Raw genomic sequence first — 17,571 nt, forward strand, 5'->3', positions numbered from 1 at the left:
CGAAAGGATGAAGAACATGCGGAGAATCGGAATGATTGATCGAATTGTCGTTATCGGCGGAGGGATCAGCGGACTGAGCTCCGCTTTTTATTTGCAGCGGGAAGCGGAGCGGCAAGGGAAAAGAGTGCGGTTGACCATCGTGGACGGCGCGCCTGACCTTGGCGGGAAAATTAATACGCTGCAGCGTGACGGCTTCGTCATCGAGAGAGGACCGGATTCGTTTCTGGCGCGCAAGCTGCCAATACTTGAGCTTGCAAAGGATCTGGGAATCGAGCATGAATTGACCGCACAGAACGAAAATGGCAAAACCTCGTATATTATGCGGGACGGAAAGCTGCACCCGATGCCGAAAGGTATGGTACTCGGCATTCCGACGAATCTGGATACGTTTATGCAGACGACCCTTTTGTCCGAGGAGGGCAAAAGGCGGTCTCTTCAGGATCTGGAGATGGCAAGCGCGGCACCGGAAGGGGATGAGTCGCTGGGTGATTTCCTGTCGCGCAGAATTGGACCCGAGATCGTTAAGCATATCTCGGAGCCGCTATTGGCAGGCATCTACGCGGGTGATCTGAGCAAGCTGAGCATCCAAGCGACCTTCCCGCAATTCGCGGAGGCTGAGCGCGAGCATGGAGGCTTGATTCGCGGAACGCAAAGCCAGCAGCAGAATAAAGCGCCTCATCAGGCGCCGGACTATTTGCCGGAGGAGCTAAGGAACAGCGTGTTCTTAAGCTTCAAGCAAGGGCTGTCTACGATGGTTCGCGCTCTTGATCAAGCCCTGCAAAGCGCGGAACGGCGCATGGGCGATGCCGTGGCGGCAATTAAGCCGCTCGGCGACGATGCTGATGCCAAATACGAGGTTGTCCTGGAGTCGGGAGAAGTCCTGCTTGCGGATCAAGTGCTTGTAACCGTACAAGCCTTTAACGCGGCGGATCTGCTCGAACCATTGGTTGACGTGACAGAGCTTCGTGCGATCAATTATGTGTCTGTCGCAAACGTGGTAATGGCTTTCGAGAAATCAACGTTTGACAAGACCTTTGACGGCTCCGGCTTCCTGGTTCCCCGTTCGGAAGGGCTTCGGATTACAGCGTGCACCTGGACATCGAACAAATGGCTGCATACCAGCCCGGATGATAAGGTACTGCTAAGATGTTATGTTGGCCGCGCGGGCGACGAGGAGGTGGCTATGCTGCCGGACGAAGAGCTCAAGAAAGCGGTATTGGAAGATATTCAGAAGGTGCTCGGTATAGATGCCGTGCCTATTTTTACGCAAATAACACGCATGCCGCGTTCGATGCCGCAATATCCTGTAGGGCATCTAGACAATACGGCAAGATTCCGCAAGCGTCTATCGGAGGAGCTGCCTGGCGTGCATGTGACGGGTGCAGCCTTTGGCGGCGTAGGTCTGCCGGACTGCATTCGGTCGGGGAAAGAAGCGGCGCTTGAAATCCTAGCAACTCTATGAATCTTTCGCAATATACAGACAACCTTGTTATAATGGAAGAGATAGCCTAAAAGAATTGCGAAGCAATTCTTGCATCGTAAGCATTAGCTTTAAAAGAATTGCGAAGCTGAAAAGGAGCCGATTCATGTACGCATCCCGTTCTGAAGCACATCAACATGAAAAACGAAGACGTAAGAAGAGATTTCGCCTTCTGTTAACTGTGAATTTGATGATTGTTGGCCTAATTGTCGTAGCAATCGCAGTATGGGCCTCTTTGCAGGACGGTGGCATTTTTCATAAGGACAGCAAGCCGCAAACGGAAGAATCAGCCAATGCGGGCGGGCCTGCCGCTAATAATGCCGCAGCCGAAGACGAACCCGAGATAAGCGCGGCTCCCGATGAATCTGCTGCTCCGGGTGAAGAGAATACCGACGGAACGGCAAGCGAAGGAACAAAGGAAGAAGACAGCCCGAGCGGGCAGAACGATCCAAGCCCATCTCCGGATGACAGCGTCTCCGCCGGGGCAGGGACAAGCGATACGGTTAGTCTGGCCTTCGTTGGAGATATTTTGCTGGCTGAAAGCGTTGGCGATATGATGAAGCAGTATGGAGACGCATATCCATACAAGGAAGCTTTATTCCATCTAAGCGAGCCGGATTTGACGGCTGCCAATCTGGAATATCCGGTTACAAAACGGGGCATTCCCGCCGAGGACAAACAATTTGTATTCAAAGGCGATGCTGGTGCTTTGCCGGCATTAAAGGATTCGGGCATTGATATTGTGTCGCTTGCCAATAACCATACGCTGGACCAAGGCGTTGAGGGATTGCTTGATACGATGACTCATCTTGATAAGGCAGGCATTAACCATATGGGTGCCGGCAACAACGACACGGAAGCTTTTGCCCCGGTTATTAAAGAAGCAAATGGCATTAAGGTTGCTTACATAGGCGTCAGCCGGGTGGTGCCAACCGGTGAATGGAAAGCGGATAAGAACCGCGCTGGCGTTGCCGAGACTTATGATACAACGAGAACAAAAGCGGCGATCAAGAAAGCGAAGAAGCAAGCGGACTTGGTTGTCGTAATGGTTCATTGGGGGATCGAGAAGTCGGAGACGCCGGAGCAGTATCAGCGTGATTTTGCCCGGGAATATATTGATTCGGGTGCCGATCTGATCATTGGCAGCCATCCCCATGTCCTGCAGGGCTTTGAACAGTACAAAGGCAAGTGGATTGCTTACAGCCTCGGTAATTTTATTTTTAGCGCATATCCAAAAGGGGCTACGGCGGACACGGGCGTTTTGAACGCGGTGTGCGCCAAATCCGGCGATTGTGATCTGACGTTTGATCCGATGAACAATAACCTCGCGCAACCGAAGCCGGTTGAAGGCGAACAAGCGAAGACGCTGCTGCAACATCTGAGTGCGATCTCGTTTGGCGTAAAAGTGCGTGAGAACGGTACCGTTCTACCGAAGTAAGGAATGCGAAAGGATGGTCGGCGCCTATGAGAAATTCATGTGTAGCGCATCGGGGCTGGTCCGGACGCGCACCGGAGAACACAATTGCAGCTATTAAATTGGCCATTAACGAGCCGGATGTAGAATGGGTGGAGCTTGATGTGCAGCTGTCAAAAGACAAGGTACCCGTTGTTATCCACGACTACAAGCTGAAGCGGACGACTAACGGCCGCGGCGAAGTGAAAAATTTTACCGCGGCAGAACTGTGGGCCCTTGATGCGGGAAGCTGGTTCTCGCCGCTGTACAGGGGCGAAGGGGTTCCCTCGCTTAGTCAGGTGCTGGATATATCCCGCGGGCGTATCCGGCTTAACATCGAGCTGAAGACGGATGGCATCCGCTATCCGAAGCTGGAGGACCATGTCGTTCAGCTTGTTAAAGACTATGGCATGGAAGACAGCGTTGTGCTCACTTCGTTCCATGCCGGAACGCTGCATAATGCCCACAAGCTGACGGGGGGAAGCATTCGAACAGGTTTAATTCTGGACGGCTGGCGCAATTCGCTGCCGGTGGAGCTGGAGCAGCTAGGCGCGGAATTCTTGTCGATTGAACATGGCAGGCTTAACGCTGTCCGGATGGAGCTGTTGAAGAAATCGGGCATTCAGGTCATGGCGTGGACAGCGAACGACGAGCGGTCAATTCGCAAGCTGATTAACCTGGACCCGGATCTGATGATCTGCACGAATTATCCCGACCGCTGGCATAAGGCTATGCTAACGGCTGGCGTGTTGTAGATAGTGTTGCGAGTTAGGCTAGGGAGGCGCTGTTAGTCTGTTATGGGCTTAGCAGATGCCGATCTGGCCAACTGGTGCTTTGCCAGGTAGAGAACCGCCTCACAGGCGCCGGTGTTGAGACAAAGATTGAAGTTTGAGAGTAGCGTGGAGTATTGAGGAGCGTAGATTATGGTTGGATGGATAGATGAGTGGTGGCTGCGGCTGCTTGCAGGTCTTGTCGGCAGCGGACTTATTGCCGTAGCGGCTTACCGTACGCGTTCGTTATCCGGCTCGGGAGCCTGGTCGGCCTTAATTATGGGGACAGGCTTCGTTACGCTCGGGGAACCGGTGTGGTTTGGCTGTTTAATTGCTTTCTTCGTATCTTCGACCATCTGGTCAAAGTGGAAGAAACGCCACCGGGCCAAAGCAGCCGCGGAAGCGAACTACGAGAAAACCGGCAGACGCGATGCGGGGCAAGTATGGGCGAATGGGGGCATTGGCCTGGTCCTTTGCGCCGGCCATGCGCTTCAGCCGGACATTGCCTGGTTATTTGCTTATATCGGCGTGATGGCCGCCGTAAACGCGGATACATGGGCCACCGAGATCGGGGCCCTGAGCCGTACCGCGCCGCGGTCGATCACGACCGGCAAGCGGGTGAAGCCGGGCACGAGCGGCGCGATAACGCCGCTCGGCACGCTTGCAGCGCTGGCTGGCGCCGCCTTCATCGGCGGCGTCGCGGCAGCGCTGCTGGCGCTCCCGCAGCAGGCAGACGCCGCTGCGATCAGCGCCTCTGGCGGCGCGGCGGCGGTAGTCATCGCCGCCGCTGCCGCCGGCCTGGCCGGATGCTTCGCCGATTCTCTGCTCGGCGCCACCGGCCAGGCCATGTACCGCTGCCGGGTCTGCGGCAGCGAGACCGAGCGCGCCGCCCATTGCGGGCAGGCGGCGGAGCGGGTGCGCGGCTTGGCCGCGCTGAACAACGACAGGGTAAACCTCCTGTCGTCGGTCTTCGCCGGCCTGCTCGGCTGGGCCATCGGCGCCCTTTTCTAAAAACCAAACCCCTGCAAGATGCAGCTTGACGGAAAGCTGCATCCTGCAGGGGTCTTTTTCATATTTTTTCGTTACGACATGCGACTGCTGTATTCGCTTGCGCCGTTTTCGTTAACAGTAAAAAAACAGTGGAATCCTAATTGTATTTCCTATAAAATGGGATTATATATTGAAACTGTGTTTCATACTGTGAAACATTAAAGGGTGGTAGGTACAATGTCTTTCCATTTCACTGGTATTGATCACGTTCAATTGGCCGCCCCTGAAGGCTGCGAACCGGAAGCAAGAAGCTTTTTTACCGGCTTATTGGGATGGATGGAGGTGCCGAAGCCTGCAAGTCTGATGAAGCGTGGCGGCGTATGGTTTCAATGCGGAATGCATCAAATACACATTGGAGTTCAGAAGGACTTTATTCCCGCGAAGAAAGCTCATCCTGCATTTCATGTGCGGAACATTGATGCCTTAAAAGAGTATATACTCCAGAAGGGCATCCCAGTGATAGAGGACGATACCCGCCCTAATGAAGGCGTAAAACGTTTTTTTCTAACCGACCCGTTTGGAAATCGACTTGAATTTTTGGAATGGCTTTAGTTATTAATTATATAAGGAGATGAAAGCATGAACAGCAAAGAACGTTTCTCCGATCGGGTAGATCAATACGTGAAATACCGTCCGAGCTATTCGGAAGAGGTTATCCACTATTTATACGAGACTATCGGGTTTCGGCCGGAATCCGTCATTGCCGATGTGGGAGCAGGAACGGGAATTTTCACCAGGCTGCTGCTCGAACAAGGAAGTGCCGTCATCGCGGTTGAGCCTAATCCCGATATGCGAAAAGCGGCCGTAGATCAATTAAGCGGACATCCGGGCTTCCTAGCTGTATCAGGCTCGGCAGAAGAGACCGGTCTTGCCGACGGCTCCGTTGATTTTATTGTCTGCGCACAGTCCTTTCATTGGTTTGACCGTACGGCGGCCAAGACGGAATTCAACCGGATTCTGAAGCCCGGCGGCAAAGCAGTGCTGATCTGGAACTCCCGTTTAACGACCGGCACACCATTCCTCGAGGGCTACGACCGGCTGTTACGGACCTACGGTATCGACTATGAAAAGGTAGGCCACAAGAACATTACCCAGGATGCGCTTACCCCATTCTTCGAGGATGGAGGACTGCATAAAGCATCCTTCCCGCTGTTACAGCCGCTTAACTTCGAGCAATTAAGCGGACGAATGTCATCTTCCTCTTATATGCCGCTGCCTGGCCATCCTAATTACGAGCCTTTAATGGAGGAGCTTCAGCAGCTGTTTAATGCCACCGAGCAAAATGGGATTGTCTCCTTCGATTACGAGACCGAGATCTATTGGGGCGAAGTTTAACTTCATCTTCATTTGACTCAAAAAATTTATAAATCCCGCTGTTTCCGCAACTAAACGATGTCTTGCATCGTAAAGATTATTAATACCTGGCATAGCGGCCGCCTTAACGATGTACCTTATCGTTAAGACGAATATTCCATATAAAGCTCCTTTACAAACTCTTTAAAAAGGAGAGTCCTGACCATGAAACCTAAAACCATCGAGAGCATAACCCCAACGATTCTGCAGGCTATCCCGGATTTATTGCGAATTCTGTTCCGTTTAATCAAAGGATTGTTAAATTAGTCCCTGGCTAGTGAATTTAAGGATTGTGGTATAATGGGCTTGAATCGGGATACAAGGGAGACATACGTGATGAAACTGATCGATTTAAGCGTACCAATTAGTCCAAGCATCCGGGAACCATTACCGGCGAAGATTGAATATTCTAGCCATGAGGCTGGAGCACAGCAAGCAGCGGCCATACTGGGGCTTAAACAGGAGGATTTTCCGGAAGGCAAAGCGTGGGCGACGGAAACCGTAACCTTGAATACGCATGCAGGCACTCATATCGACGCGCCATGGCACTATTGGCCGACTTCGGAAGGGAAACCGGCTAGAACGATTGACGAGCTTCCGCTCGAATGGTTTTACTCCGATGGCGTATTGCTGGATTTCAGCAACAAGCCGCCTGGATACGAGATTACGACCGATGATTTGAAAGCCGAGTTAAATCGGATCGAATATACGTTGAAGCCGTACGATATTGTTCTTATTCGGAACGATGCCGACAAACGGTTGTACCATGAGCATTACGCGTTCCTGCATGCCGGTGTATCTGCCGAAGCAACCGTGTGGCTGCTCGATCAAGGCATCAAGGTAGTTGGTACGGACGGATGGGGCTGGGATATCCCGCTTAATCTGCAGGCTGAAGCATATAAGCGGCAGCCAAGGGACGGCGTCCTGTGGGCGGCGCATTTTGTCGGCAAGGACCGTGAATATTGCCAGATCGAGAAGCTCGCTAATCTGGATCAAATTCCGAAGCCATATGGCTTCAAAGTGAGCTGTTTCCCGATCAAAGTCGAAAAAGCCAGCGGAGGCTGGTCGCGTCCGGTCGCAATCATTGAAGATTAATAGGCAAACGGCAGCATGGTAGATATAAACCTGCTGCCGTTTTTTTAGTTTATTGCGTTGTCCGGGGCAGCCAGAACATATCTTTGGCCACCGCTTTGACATCCCGTTGCATAGAATGCATTTCTTCCTTCCTCGGTCTGCTGCACGATGTTCAAGCATTCCGTTTGGGAAACGCCTTTGTCGCCTCCGGCAAAAGCATCCTCGCTGTTATCACTCGCGTACCGCAGCTTGTTGCCGTCCGTCAGCAAATAAGTATAGATCGGATCCCCTTCGATCGTTAACGATGTTACTTTCAATTGATCCGCTTGATGATTGTTGAAGCTGTTTATGAAGCTCTTTAATTTAGCGATATTATAGAATTTAGTGTGCTGGACATAGATTTCATCGCCTAAAAGTTGTTCAATAGAGTTTTCGATAGCGGTATTATAGGCGGTTCTTTCTTCGGGACGAACACCGCCTACATGGTGCTGGTACAGGATTAATGCGTTTTTGACGTTATAAAATAGAGGCGAATTCATGTCCATTAGCTTTGTTTGCTCCGCAAAATCGAGTCTTGCCTTTTTCGTAGCTTTGGCATTGTCATATACGTACAGCATGATTCTCTCGTTGCCAGGGAGCGCGTAGATAGAAGCCTTTACTTTGTTTAGCTTAAAATAAGAGGCCGAAGGGTCGACCTTCAACTCGATTTCGTTTGTCTTTAAGGCTGTAACGATATCCTCCTCGTTTAACGGAGTTTCTTTATACGAAAGACCGGCATTCTTGATAGCGTCTGGAGCAGTAGGATCAGGCTCCGGTTTGCAGCCGGCTAGTCCAACAAGCAGTATCATTATAATAAGCATAATTAGATATCCTTTTCTCCAGCTTTCAAGCATCTTATCACCCTTTCTAACTCTTCTAAAATAGACGCAGGGAATAACTGGGAAGTTACGCGAAGGTATCAACAAAAAAGACAGACTCGAAATCAATCGAGTCTGTCTTACGATCCAAGTAAAGCACCAATCGAGCCGTTTACTTCGTCAACTCTTCCATTTGCTCAATCAAGCTCTCGAACACGCTCATGGCCTGCTCGATTGGCTCCGGAGAAGACATGTCGACGCCGGCCTTCTTCAGGATGTTGATCGAGAAATCGCTACCGCCGCTCTTCAGGAAGCCGAGGTAACGGTCAACAGCCGGAGCGCCTTCTTCGAGAATTTGCTTCGAGAAGCTTGTAGCGGCGGAGAAGCCCGTCGCGTATTTATACACGTAGAAGCTGTTGTAGAAATGGGGAATACGCGCCCATTCCATCTCGATATCCTTGTCTACGACCATGTCTTTGCCATAGTAGAGCACGTTCAGGTCATAGTAGATTTTGCTCAAATCCTGCGGAGTCAGCGACTCGCCTTGTTCGGTTTTTTCATGAATGATTTTCTCGAACTCGCCGAACATCGTTTGACGGAAGACTGTCGTGCGGAACTGGTCTGCATAGTACGTCAGCAGGTACATTTTTTCCTTCGCATCCGTTGACTTGCCGAGCAGATAATCCATCAGGAGCGCTTCGTTCAGCGTGGACGCTACTTCCGCAAGGAAGATCGTGTACTGCGCGTCACGGTAGTTCTGATTCGTATCCGAGTAGTACGAATGCAGCGCATGGCCCATTTCGTGGGTCAGGGTGAACATGCTGTTCAGGTTGTCTTTATGGTTCAGCAGCACATACGGATGCGTGCCGAAAGCTCCCCAGCTGTAAGCGCCGCTGCGTTTGCCTTCGTTCTCGTAGACGTCGATCCAGCCGTTATCAAAGCCGTCCTGCAGCACGGTCAAGTAATCCTCGCCAAGCGGCTTCAAGCTTTCTTTTACGGTCTTTTTCGCGTCTTCGTAAGAGATTTCCATATCGAATTCATCGACCAGCGGAGCGAACAGATCGTACATGTGAAGCTCGTCAACGCCAAGCAGCTTCTTGCGGAGGTTCATGTAACGGTACATAAGCGGAAGATGCTTATGGATCGTATCGATCAGGTTCGTATATACGCTGTCCGGAATGTTATCGCCATACAGCGACATGCCAAGCGCGGAAGGGTATTTGCGTGCCCGGGCGTAAAAAATATTTTTCGTTACATTCGCATTTAGCGTTGTAGCGAGCGTATTTTTTAATTTACCGTATGTATCGTACATCGTATGGAAAGCATTCGCGCGTACTTCACGGTTTTTGCTCTCCAGGAACTGAATATAGCGGCCTTGGGTTAATTCTACTTCCTCGCCGGCTTCGTTTTTCACCTTGGGGAATTTCAGATCCGCGTTGTTCAGGATGCTGTAGATCGAGCCCGGAGCGGAACTCACGTTGCCGACTTGCGCCATAAGCGCTTCCTCCGCTTTAGACAGAACATGTGCTTTCTGACGGCGCATTTCTTCCAGCGTATGCTTGAATAGGGCGAGATCTTTATTCTCAATAAGAGCATCAAGCTCAGCATCCGAAAGCGACAGCACTTCCGGTGTGATGTAGGAAAGCGCTTCGCCCGTCTCTACGCTGATCTTCTTAGCCTTGTCGGACAACGCCTGATAAGTCGGCTCTGCCGTATCCTCATGATGCTTCATATTGGAATATACATAAAGCCGTTCAACATGCAGGGAAAGCTCATCTTCCAGCTCGAAGCAGGCTTTGAGCTGCGCCGGATCGTTAAGCTTGCCTTCAAATGCTCCAACCTTCTTGATCAGAGCCTTCGCCTCGGCATATTCTTTATCCCAGGCAGCTTGGTCGGCAAACAGATCCTCCAGCTTCCAACGGTTTTCTACTGCGGTCTCGGAACGCTTAGGTACGTGATTCATCGAACTCCTCCTCGGTACGGATATAGATGATTGTTGTTGTGGCGCGTCCTGCTTGCCGGAATCGGCTGATGCCGAACCGGGTGCAAGACATAACGCTAATAAGACAGGCAGCCATTTCATTCGCGGAAGATCACCTCTGGCACACAGTTTGTCCTAGTATGTCCAGCGATGCTTCCAATCATGTTCTACGTTCCCAATGTAAAGAAGCTGTATACAATCAGGAAAAAGGCGAATGCGATTAAAACGATGGAGATGATAGCCATCCACCTGCGCAGTTTTGGCGCCATGGAATCGCGCTTGAGAATAATAAGGCCGCCAAGCACGAAGGCGGAGATAATAAAGATTACGTTTGCGGAGCCCATTTGTACCTCCTGAAAGAAATGCGAAGCAATTCTGCTTCGTAAGCATCTGCTATGTCTATGCAGCGTGATGTTACGATATGTTCGCCGTACAGGTTAATATTTCCTGCCGGATTACACGTCTTTGAGTGCTTTCAAAATATTTTCCCGTTCCTCTTCGCGGCCGACGAATTGTGCGGGCTTGAAGCGGTTTTCCGCCCAATGCATCATTTCGGGGCGGCTGACGAAGGTATGGCATTCTTCGCCCCATTGATCGGAAATTTCACGTACGATCAAGGTTTTGCCTTGAACCTCCACGGTAAGCATATTGTATTTATCGGTTTTGAAAATTTCATGTTTTTTAAACATAGCTGACTTCCACCTTTCTTGCCTAGATATACTGTTCATCATAGCCAAATTCATGGGTGGAAATCAATAATAACTAATGGTAGTATTAGGTTATTCTGCCGAGGGCAGGGTTGTTGGGTAGCCGTTTGCTGCCCAAACAGAGCTGAGTTGAGACGAGGAGAGTGTTCGAGATGAGCAAGGACGTGTATCAGCAGGTCGGCGTTGCCATGACATGCCGCGGTTTTGACGAGTACTTGAGAATGTTTGATTTACCGGAGCGGGAGCTGGCCCAAGGCAAGGTTCTCGATGTTGCCGGTGGAGGATCGTCTTTTACGGCAGACGCTGTAGACAGAGGATATGACGCGATTGCGGCGGATCCCCGTTATGTGCGGGATACAAGCCAGTGGGTCGAAGAGGCGGCAGCCGAGATCGAAGCCTCAACTATGAAACTTAGCAAGCTTAGAGATTATTTCGACTGGACTTATTACGGCAGCCTGGAGCGGCACAGGGAAGGACGGATCGAATCGCTGAAGCGATTTTCCGGGCATCTGCAATCCGCAGAAGGGCGAAGCCGTTATCTGGCGGGCTCTTTACCCGAGCTGCCATTTCGGGATCATTCTTTTTCGCTAGTATTATGCAGTCATTTCTTGTTTCTATATGCCGAGCAGTTTGGCTTTGAATTTCATAAGCAATCGATCCTCGAGCTGATGCGGGTATGCATGCCGGGAGGCGAGGTAAGAGTTTATCCGCTGCATTCCTTGGGCTGGAAGCCGTTTGAGCGGATGGATGAGCTGCTTGCCATCATTACGGCGCATGGCGGCGAGCCGGAGCTGCTGCCGTCAAGACTTCCTTTTATACCGGGCTCCAGTTCATACATGCGCATCGCAATTTGTTGATTTTTCCAAATTAGGGAGATATAATGGGGTTACTCGCCGCGGCAAGCGGCGGTTATTTTAGGAGGTAGTGAAAGTTGAAGGGAACAGTTAAATGGTTTAATGCTGAGAAGGGCTACGGTTTTATCTCGGTAGAGAATGGCGAAGACGTGTTTGTCCATTATTCCTCTATTCAAGGCGACGGATTCAAGTCACTTGAAGAAGGCCAGTCCGTAGAATTTGAAATTACACAAGGCAATCGCGGTGCACAGGCGTCTAACGTCATTAAATTATAAGATCAACCCCTTATAAGCACGCAAGAGAGCAAAGAGAGATCCTTCTCGGTTACGAGAGGATCTCTTTTTATGTTTATTTTTGGCCAAATATATGCTTGCACAGGAACAATACGGCGGAGAGGAGGGCAAGTACCGCTCCGATCTGGTAAAAGCTGCTCCGGCCAAAATGCTCGAAGATATAACCGCCTGCTGTACCGCTGATGAGCCCGGCAAGCCCCGACCATACAACCGCATAGACGGCTTGTCCGGAGGAACGGTATTCATCCGGTATCAATTGAGATAAGTAACGAAGGGCGGTTGAGAAATAAATGCCAAAGCTTACGCTGTGCATGAGCTGCGTGCTGAGCACAAGACGCGGATCGTCCAGCACGGAGGCCAGCCAGAAACGAAGCATATACATGAGGCAGGCGAATGCGAGCAGCGGCAGCTCTTTGAATTTATGACCGTATTTGCCCATCAGGAACAATACCGGAATTTCACTGATGGCGGAGAACAGCCAGGCCAGTCCGACCTGGGAATCCGAAGCCCCCATATCCCGCAGGGCAACCGCGAGGAAGCTTTCGTTCATCCGGTGGCTGATCGAGACAAGCAATATAATGAAGAAAAAATATAAAACTTCCGGTTTGCGCAACAATTTGAAGAAGCCCGAAAATTCGATTTTGCGCGTACTTCCGCGGTAATCCTTCAGGAAGAACGACAGCACAATAGTAATGGAAATCGTGCATATGCCAATCGGCAAGGTCCAGTCCGAGCCATACGCCTTCAGAATCAAGCCAAACAGATATGCCGATATGGCGAAACCAAGGGAGCCAAATATGCGGATAAGCGCATACGGGGTTTTGATATGCTCGCTGGCTAGCAGGATCAGACTGTCGCTGAGAGGATTCATTGGTGTCTGGAAGAAATAAAATGCCGTCATAACCAGGCAGATAAGAGCGAAATGCTGAGCCGGGAAGAGCAGAGAGAGCATGGCAAGCTGTCCGAATAAGAGCAGCGTGAGCAGCTTCTTGATGGTCTGGAACCGGTCGCTTGCCATGCCGAGCAGCAGGTTGGCAAAGATTGAAATAAACGGGCCGGTCGAATAGATAATGCCAATCTGATGCGCCGAGAATCCTTGATCCATAAAATATAAAGGGATGTAAGAGATGAGTAGGGCCTGCGTGGCATACATGGCGAAGCTGAACCCTCTGAGTGAAAGCGTATCCCGTTTGACTGACGCCGCGGAGGGCCCCGCGCTGTCTGAGTGATCCATATGTTTCCCTCCTGAAAAGAATTAACGCGCGTTCTTCGCGATAATTCTTACTTCGTAAGAATGTACTTACGAACAACATTGTTTAACAGTATAGCATGATAGGCTGGATTATTGCTTGTTGAAATGGTACATTATTGTCTGGAGGTTCACGAATGTTGATGTATCGGTTTCAATGGAATGAGCGGCTGCTTATCGCATTGCCGGTGCTTGACGCGGACTGGGAACAGTATAGTTCCGCGGAGCAGCTAGACATTGTCGAGCAGTGGGAGCTCATTAGGGGAACAATACCGGATCGGGTTATGGAATTTGAGAGAGTCATTAACCGCATGCAGAGTGAATTGTATGACGAGGAAGATTTCGAAGAGTCCTGCCGTTTGAATGCGGAGATTGCCGAATACGCCAGCCGGATTAACGACTTGCATATCTGGTACCGTACGAATCAGGAGCTGGAATCCCGCCGGCATACTTAAGGCTGTCTTAGAAGGGGGTGCATTGTGAAAGTTATGACTTTTTCCGGCAATCGGGTACCCGAAAGCTCGTTTAAGCTCATGCACCGCGTCTATAAGTATATATTGCCTGAAGTGAATATCGAGCTTCGCAAGCTGCGCCGGTTGGCCGAGCAGATTCCGGATCCGGAACTGCGGACACAAGCCCTTCAAAGCATGGAAAGCAAGAAATTTCATTGCCAGGGCGGTGCTATTTATGCCGCGATGAACCTGGACGAGCGTTACGTACTTATTCCGCTTATTGTGGCTCTGCAGACGATTAGCGATTATCTGGATAATCTGTGCGACCGGAGCACGTCGCTGGATCCGGATGATTTCCGCCTGCTTCATCAATCGATGCTGGATGCGGTTAACCCGTCAGCACCTGTCAAGGATTACTACGCCTTGCGCCAGGAGCGGAATGACGGCGGTTATTTGCATCATTTGGTAAAATTGTGTCAACACTGTGTTTCAATGCTTCCTTCGTATGCTGCGGCACAGCCGTACGTTACGGAGCTTGTTGGCTTGTACAGCGATCTTCAGGTGTATAAGCATATCCGCAAGGACTTAAGGGAAGAGCGTCTGCTCGCCTGGTGGGACAAGTATGCCGGCAGATATCCCGGATTATATTGGAATGAATTTGCTGCCGCGACGGGCTCGACGCTGGGCATGTTTATGCTTTTTTCAGCGGCGAGCGATGAGACTTTGCGTCCCGAGGACGCGGAAGCAATTAAAAATATATATTTTCCACATGTATGCGGTCTTCATATCATGCTCGATTATTTCATCGATCAGGAAGAGGATCGTGCCGGTGGAGATTTGAATTTCTGTCATTACTATGACAGTCAGCATCAGCTTGTGGAACGGATTGTGACGATCGTGAATCGTGCCAGGGAAGATGTGAAGAAGCTTCCGGCAGCCGGCTTCCACCGGCTTGTTATCGAAGGGCTGTTAGCCTTGTATTTATCCGATCCCAAGGTTCGGTCGCAGACGGATGTGCTTGCCGCATCCCGCAAACTGATGAAGAGAAGTCCGCTTACCCGCCTGTTTTTTTTGGTCAACAGTATTTGGATTCGAAGACAGCAGGTTTAGATAAAATACTTGGAGGAATGATTATGTCATCTGTAAAATCTATTGCTGTATTAACGAGCGGAGGAGACTCGCAAGGCATGAATGCGGCTGTACGCGCCGTAGTCCGGAGTGCTTTGTATAACGGTCTCGATGTATATGGTGTTCAGCGCGGCTATCAAGGTCTGATTAATGACGATTTGTTCAAAATGGATCTCCGCAGCGTAGGCGATATTATTCAACGCGGAGGCACTATTCTTCAAACGGCTCGCTGTAAAGAATTTATGACGCCGGAAGGCCAACAGCGCGGCGCTGATGTTTTGCGCGCACGCGGAATTGACGGCCTGGTTGTTATTGGAGGCGACGGCTCCTACCAAGGCGCTAACAAATTGAGCAAGCTTGGCATCAAGACAATGGGTCTGCCGGGCACAATCGACAACGATATTCCGTTTACCGACTTTACGATCGGCTTCGATACGGCTGTCAGCATCGTAGTTGATGCGATCAACAAAATCCGCGACACGATGTCGTCGCATGAGCGTTCGTCCGTTGTTGAAGTAATGGGCCGCCACTGCGGAGATATCGCTCTGTACGCGGGTCTCGCGAGCGGCGCGGAGACGATTATCGTTCCGGAAGTGCCTATCGATATGGCACATGTGTCCGAGCGTATGGAGAGCAACTTTGCCAAAGGCAAACGCCATAGTATCGTTGTTGTAGCCGAAGGCGCAGGACGCGGCGAAGATGTTGCCCGCGAAATTACGAAGGGCTGCGGTCTCGAGCCTCGCGTTACCGTTCTTGGCCATATTCAGCGCGGCGGTACGCCAACCGCGATCGACCGGATTCTGGCAAGCCGCCTCGGCGACTTTGCCGTTCATCAACTGATGGCTGGCGAGTCCGGCAAAGCATGCGGCATTATCCGCGGCGAGCTTGTTACTACGGACATCGATACCGTTGTTCATTCGAAGAAGCCGTTTAATATGGAGATGTACAACCTGGCTCTTCGCCTTTCCCAATAAGACAAGCCTAAATAACAGATTTGATACCCGCCAGAGCAATTGTTGCTCTGGCGTTCTTTTCGTTTAAATTGGGTTTACATTGGCCTTGTATTCTACATATGGCTAGAATATGGCAAGGAGTGGAATGAAACTGATGAAGCAGGAAGAAACCAAACGCAAGGGCGGAGGAAATTGGCGTCCTTTTCTGAAGCTGATGCTTGAAACCAAGCCGTCCAAATGGATGCTGGGAATTGCTATAGGATTAAGCGTACTGTCTACGGTTGTTGGGCTTGCAGTGCCGTTATTAACGAAAAATGTGGTAGACAGCTTCTCCATTACCGATATAAGCACCATGCAAATCATCGGGTTAGCAATCGCATTCCTTGGTCAGGCGGCCGCATCCGGCGTTTCGATCTATATGCTGAACCGGATTGGGCAAAGCGTTGTCGCGAGCCTGCGTGACAGATTATGGAAGAAGCTGTTGATACTGACCGTGCCCTATTTCGATAAGCATCGGACGGGTGATACGGTTAGCCGGGTCATTAATGATACGGGTATCGTAAAAGGATTGATAACGGAGCATTTGACGGGCTTCTTTAACGGACTTATCTCCATTATTGGAGCGGTATCAATCCTCTTGTTCCTGGATTGGAAAATGACTCTCCTGATGCTGACGGCAGTACCCATTACCATGCTGGTCTTTATTCCGGTCGGCCGGCAGATGACGAAGATATCAAGAGAGCTGCAGGATGAGACGGCCTCCTTCACGACGGTGCTCGATCAGGCGTTGTCCGAAATCCGGTTAGTTAAGTCATCAAATGCAGAAGATTATGAATATAACAACGGCAAGCAGTCCATTATGAAGCTGCTTCGTCTCGGAATTCGCGAAGGAAAGCTGCAAGCCGTTATTTTCCCCATTGTCGGGCTGGTTATGATGGGAATGCTGGTGCTTATTATTGCCTATGGCGGAATGCGCGTCTCGTCCGGTGAGCTGTCGGCTGGCGATCTCGTTGCGTTTATTCTTTATCTGATTCAGATCGTGTTTCCGATTAACCAGATTTCGCAATTTTTCACTCAAATGCAGAAGGCCATTGGGGCAACGGAACGGATTATCGCTACGCTGGATGCCGATGAAGAGCCCATCCATCAGGGACGTCCGCTGCTTAACGCCAGACAGCCCATTGTAGTCGAAGATGTCACGTTTGCTTATGGCGAGCAGGACGATGTTCTTAAGAATATCGATTTCACGCTCCATCCGGGTACGGTCACTGCTATAGTAGGTCCAAGCGGAGGCGGCAAAACAACCCTCTTCTCACTGCTTGAACGATTTTATGAACCGCAGCAGGGGACAGTCCGGATTGGGCAGGATCCCATCTTTGATTTTTCCCTGCATGCCTGGCGCAGCAAGATTGGTTATGTCTCGCAGGAAAGTCCGATTATTGCCGGGACGATCCGGGATAATCTGATCTATGGCACTGGCAGAACGATTACGGATGAGGAGATCAAACAAGCGGCAAAGATGGCTTATGCCGATATCTTTATAGAGGAGCTTCCGGAAGGTTATGAGACCGAGGTTGGCGAGCGCGGCATTAAGCTGTCCGGCGGACAGCGGCAGCGGGTAGCCATAGCCAGAGCTATTCTGCGCGACCCTCAAATCTTGATGCTGGATGAAGCGACCTCAAGCCTCGACAGCAAATCGGAAATCGTAGTCCAGCAAGCGCTCGATAATCTGATGGTCGGCCGTACCACGCTCGTTATCGCGCATCGTCTCTCTACCGTGGTGGATGCCGATCAGATTTTATTTGTGGAGAAAGGGACGATTACGGGAAGAGGCACGCATGAAGAGCTGCTGCAGTCTCACGGGCTATATCGCGAGTTTGCCAATCAGCAGCTGCGTCTGGAGACCGTGAAATAGAG

18 protein-coding genes are annotated in these 17,571 nt (G+C 50.7%); 13 read left to right on the top strand and 5 right to left on the bottom strand.

Annotated features, from left to right (window positions below; translation table 11 throughout):
* The first annotated feature begins 16 nt into the window (after positions 1-16).
* The 7 genes from hemG (at position 17) to M3194_RS07285 (ending at position 7,201) form a co-directional block, all read left to right on the top strand.
* Positions 17-1,462 carry a protoporphyrinogen oxidase gene (gene hemG, locus M3194_RS07255; protein WP_251652763.1) on the top strand — a complete coding sequence of 482 codons (1,446 nt, stop codon included), beginning with the start codon at positions 17-19 and terminating at the stop codon, positions 1,460-1,462.
* Positions 1,463-1,586: 124 nt separating this feature from the next.
* On the top strand, positions 1,587-2,918 hold the full coding sequence (locus tag M3194_RS07260; protein ID WP_251652764.1) for a CapA family protein: 1,332 nt from the start codon (positions 1,587-1,589) through the stop codon (positions 2,916-2,918).
* A 26-nt stretch (positions 2,919-2,944) separates the two neighbouring features.
* Positions 2,945-3,688 (top strand): glycerophosphodiester phosphodiesterase, encoded by a 744-nt coding sequence (locus tag M3194_RS07265; RefSeq protein ID WP_251652765.1) that lies wholly within the window; start codon positions 2,945-2,947, stop codon positions 3,686-3,688.
* A 168-nt stretch (positions 3,689-3,856) separates the two neighbouring features.
* Complete coding sequence (locus M3194_RS07270) at positions 3,857-4,714, top strand: DUF92 domain-containing protein (RefSeq protein ID WP_251652766.1); 858 nt, start codon at positions 3,857-3,859, stop codon at positions 4,712-4,714.
* 216 nt (positions 4,715-4,930) lie between these two features.
* Positions 4,931-5,305, top strand: a complete 375-nt coding sequence (locus M3194_RS07275; protein WP_251652767.1) for a VOC family protein — start codon at positions 4,931-4,933, stop codon at positions 5,303-5,305.
* A 27-nt stretch (positions 5,306-5,332) separates the two neighbouring features.
* Positions 5,333-6,088 (top strand): class I SAM-dependent methyltransferase, encoded by a 756-nt coding sequence (locus M3194_RS07280; protein ID WP_251652768.1) that lies wholly within the window; start codon positions 5,333-5,335, stop codon positions 6,086-6,088.
* Between the two features lie 354 nt (positions 6,089-6,442).
* Positions 6,443-7,201, top strand: a complete 759-nt coding sequence (locus tag M3194_RS07285) for a cyclase family protein (protein WP_251652769.1) — start codon at positions 6,443-6,445, stop codon at positions 7,199-7,201.
* 44 nt (positions 7,202-7,245) lie between these two features.
* Here the strand turns inward: M3194_RS07285 and M3194_RS07290 are convergent, their stop codons facing one another.
* The 4 genes from M3194_RS07290 to M3194_RS07305 all read right to left on the bottom strand — a co-directional run bounded on the left by M3194_RS07290 (position 7,246) and on the right by M3194_RS07305 (position 10,707).
* The gene (locus M3194_RS07290) at positions 7,246-8,040 is read right to left on the bottom strand and encodes a DUF4362 domain-containing protein (RefSeq protein WP_251652770.1); all 795 of its coding nucleotides are present in this window, start codon (positions 8,038-8,040) and stop codon (positions 7,246-7,248) included.
* A 169-nt stretch (positions 8,041-8,209) separates the two neighbouring features.
* Positions 8,210-10,000: an oligoendopeptidase F gene (gene pepF / locus M3194_RS07295; protein WP_251652771.1), complete on the bottom strand. Its 1,791-nt coding sequence runs from the start codon at positions 9,998-10,000 to the stop codon at positions 8,210-8,212.
* Positions 10,001-10,185: 185 nt separating this feature from the next.
* Positions 10,186-10,362 (bottom strand): hypothetical protein, encoded by a 177-nt coding sequence (locus M3194_RS07300; RefSeq protein ID WP_251652772.1) that lies wholly within the window; start codon positions 10,360-10,362, stop codon positions 10,186-10,188.
* A gap of 111 nt (positions 10,363-10,473) precedes the next feature.
* The gene (locus M3194_RS07305) at positions 10,474-10,707 is read right to left on the bottom strand and encodes a hypothetical protein (protein ID WP_251652773.1); all 234 of its coding nucleotides are present in this window, start codon (positions 10,705-10,707) and stop codon (positions 10,474-10,476) included.
* Between the two features lie 170 nt (positions 10,708-10,877).
* On the opposite strand from M3194_RS07305, the gene M3194_RS07310 reads away from it, so the two are divergent.
* The gene (locus tag M3194_RS07310; protein WP_251652774.1) at positions 10,878-11,582 is read left to right on the top strand and encodes a methyltransferase domain-containing protein; all 705 of its coding nucleotides are present in this window, start codon (positions 10,878-10,880) and stop codon (positions 11,580-11,582) included.
* A gap of 74 nt (positions 11,583-11,656) precedes the next feature.
* Positions 11,657-11,854 (top strand): cold-shock protein, encoded by a 198-nt coding sequence (locus M3194_RS07315; RefSeq protein ID WP_127496577.1) that lies wholly within the window; start codon positions 11,657-11,659, stop codon positions 11,852-11,854.
* Positions 11,855-11,927: 73 nt separating this feature from the next.
* Here the strand turns inward: M3194_RS07315 and M3194_RS07320 are convergent, their stop codons facing one another.
* The gene (locus tag M3194_RS07320; RefSeq protein WP_251652775.1) at positions 11,928-13,106 is read right to left on the bottom strand and encodes an MFS transporter; all 1,179 of its coding nucleotides are present in this window, start codon (positions 13,104-13,106) and stop codon (positions 11,928-11,930) included.
* A gap of 152 nt (positions 13,107-13,258) precedes the next feature.
* Here M3194_RS07320 and M3194_RS07325 point away from each other — a divergent pair, with 152 nt between their 5' ends.
* The 4 genes from M3194_RS07325 to M3194_RS07340 all read left to right on the top strand — a co-directional run bounded on the left by M3194_RS07325 (position 13,259) and on the right by M3194_RS07340 (position 17,569).
* Positions 13,259-13,576 (top strand): hypothetical protein, encoded by a 318-nt coding sequence (locus M3194_RS07325; RefSeq protein ID WP_251652776.1) that lies wholly within the window; start codon positions 13,259-13,261, stop codon positions 13,574-13,576.
* Positions 13,577-13,609: 33 nt separating this feature from the next.
* Positions 13,610-14,683, top strand: a complete 1,074-nt coding sequence (locus M3194_RS07330) for a tetraprenyl-beta-curcumene synthase family protein (protein ID WP_251653196.1) — start codon at positions 13,610-13,612, stop codon at positions 14,681-14,683.
* A gap of 23 nt (positions 14,684-14,706) precedes the next feature.
* Positions 14,707-15,675, top strand: a complete 969-nt coding sequence (gene pfkA, locus M3194_RS07335; protein WP_251652777.1) for a 6-phosphofructokinase — start codon at positions 14,707-14,709, stop codon at positions 15,673-15,675.
* 133 nt (positions 15,676-15,808) lie between these two features.
* On the top strand, positions 15,809-17,569 hold the full coding sequence (locus M3194_RS07340; protein ID WP_251652778.1) for an ABC transporter ATP-binding protein: 1,761 nt from the start codon (positions 15,809-15,811) through the stop codon (positions 17,567-17,569).
* Positions 17,570-17,571: the final 2 nt, after the last annotated feature.

Source organism: Paenibacillus glycanilyticus, assembly GCF_023715145.1.
GTDB classification, from domain to species: domain Bacteria; phylum Bacillota; class Bacilli; order Paenibacillales; family Paenibacillaceae; genus Pristimantibacillus; species Pristimantibacillus glycanilyticus_A.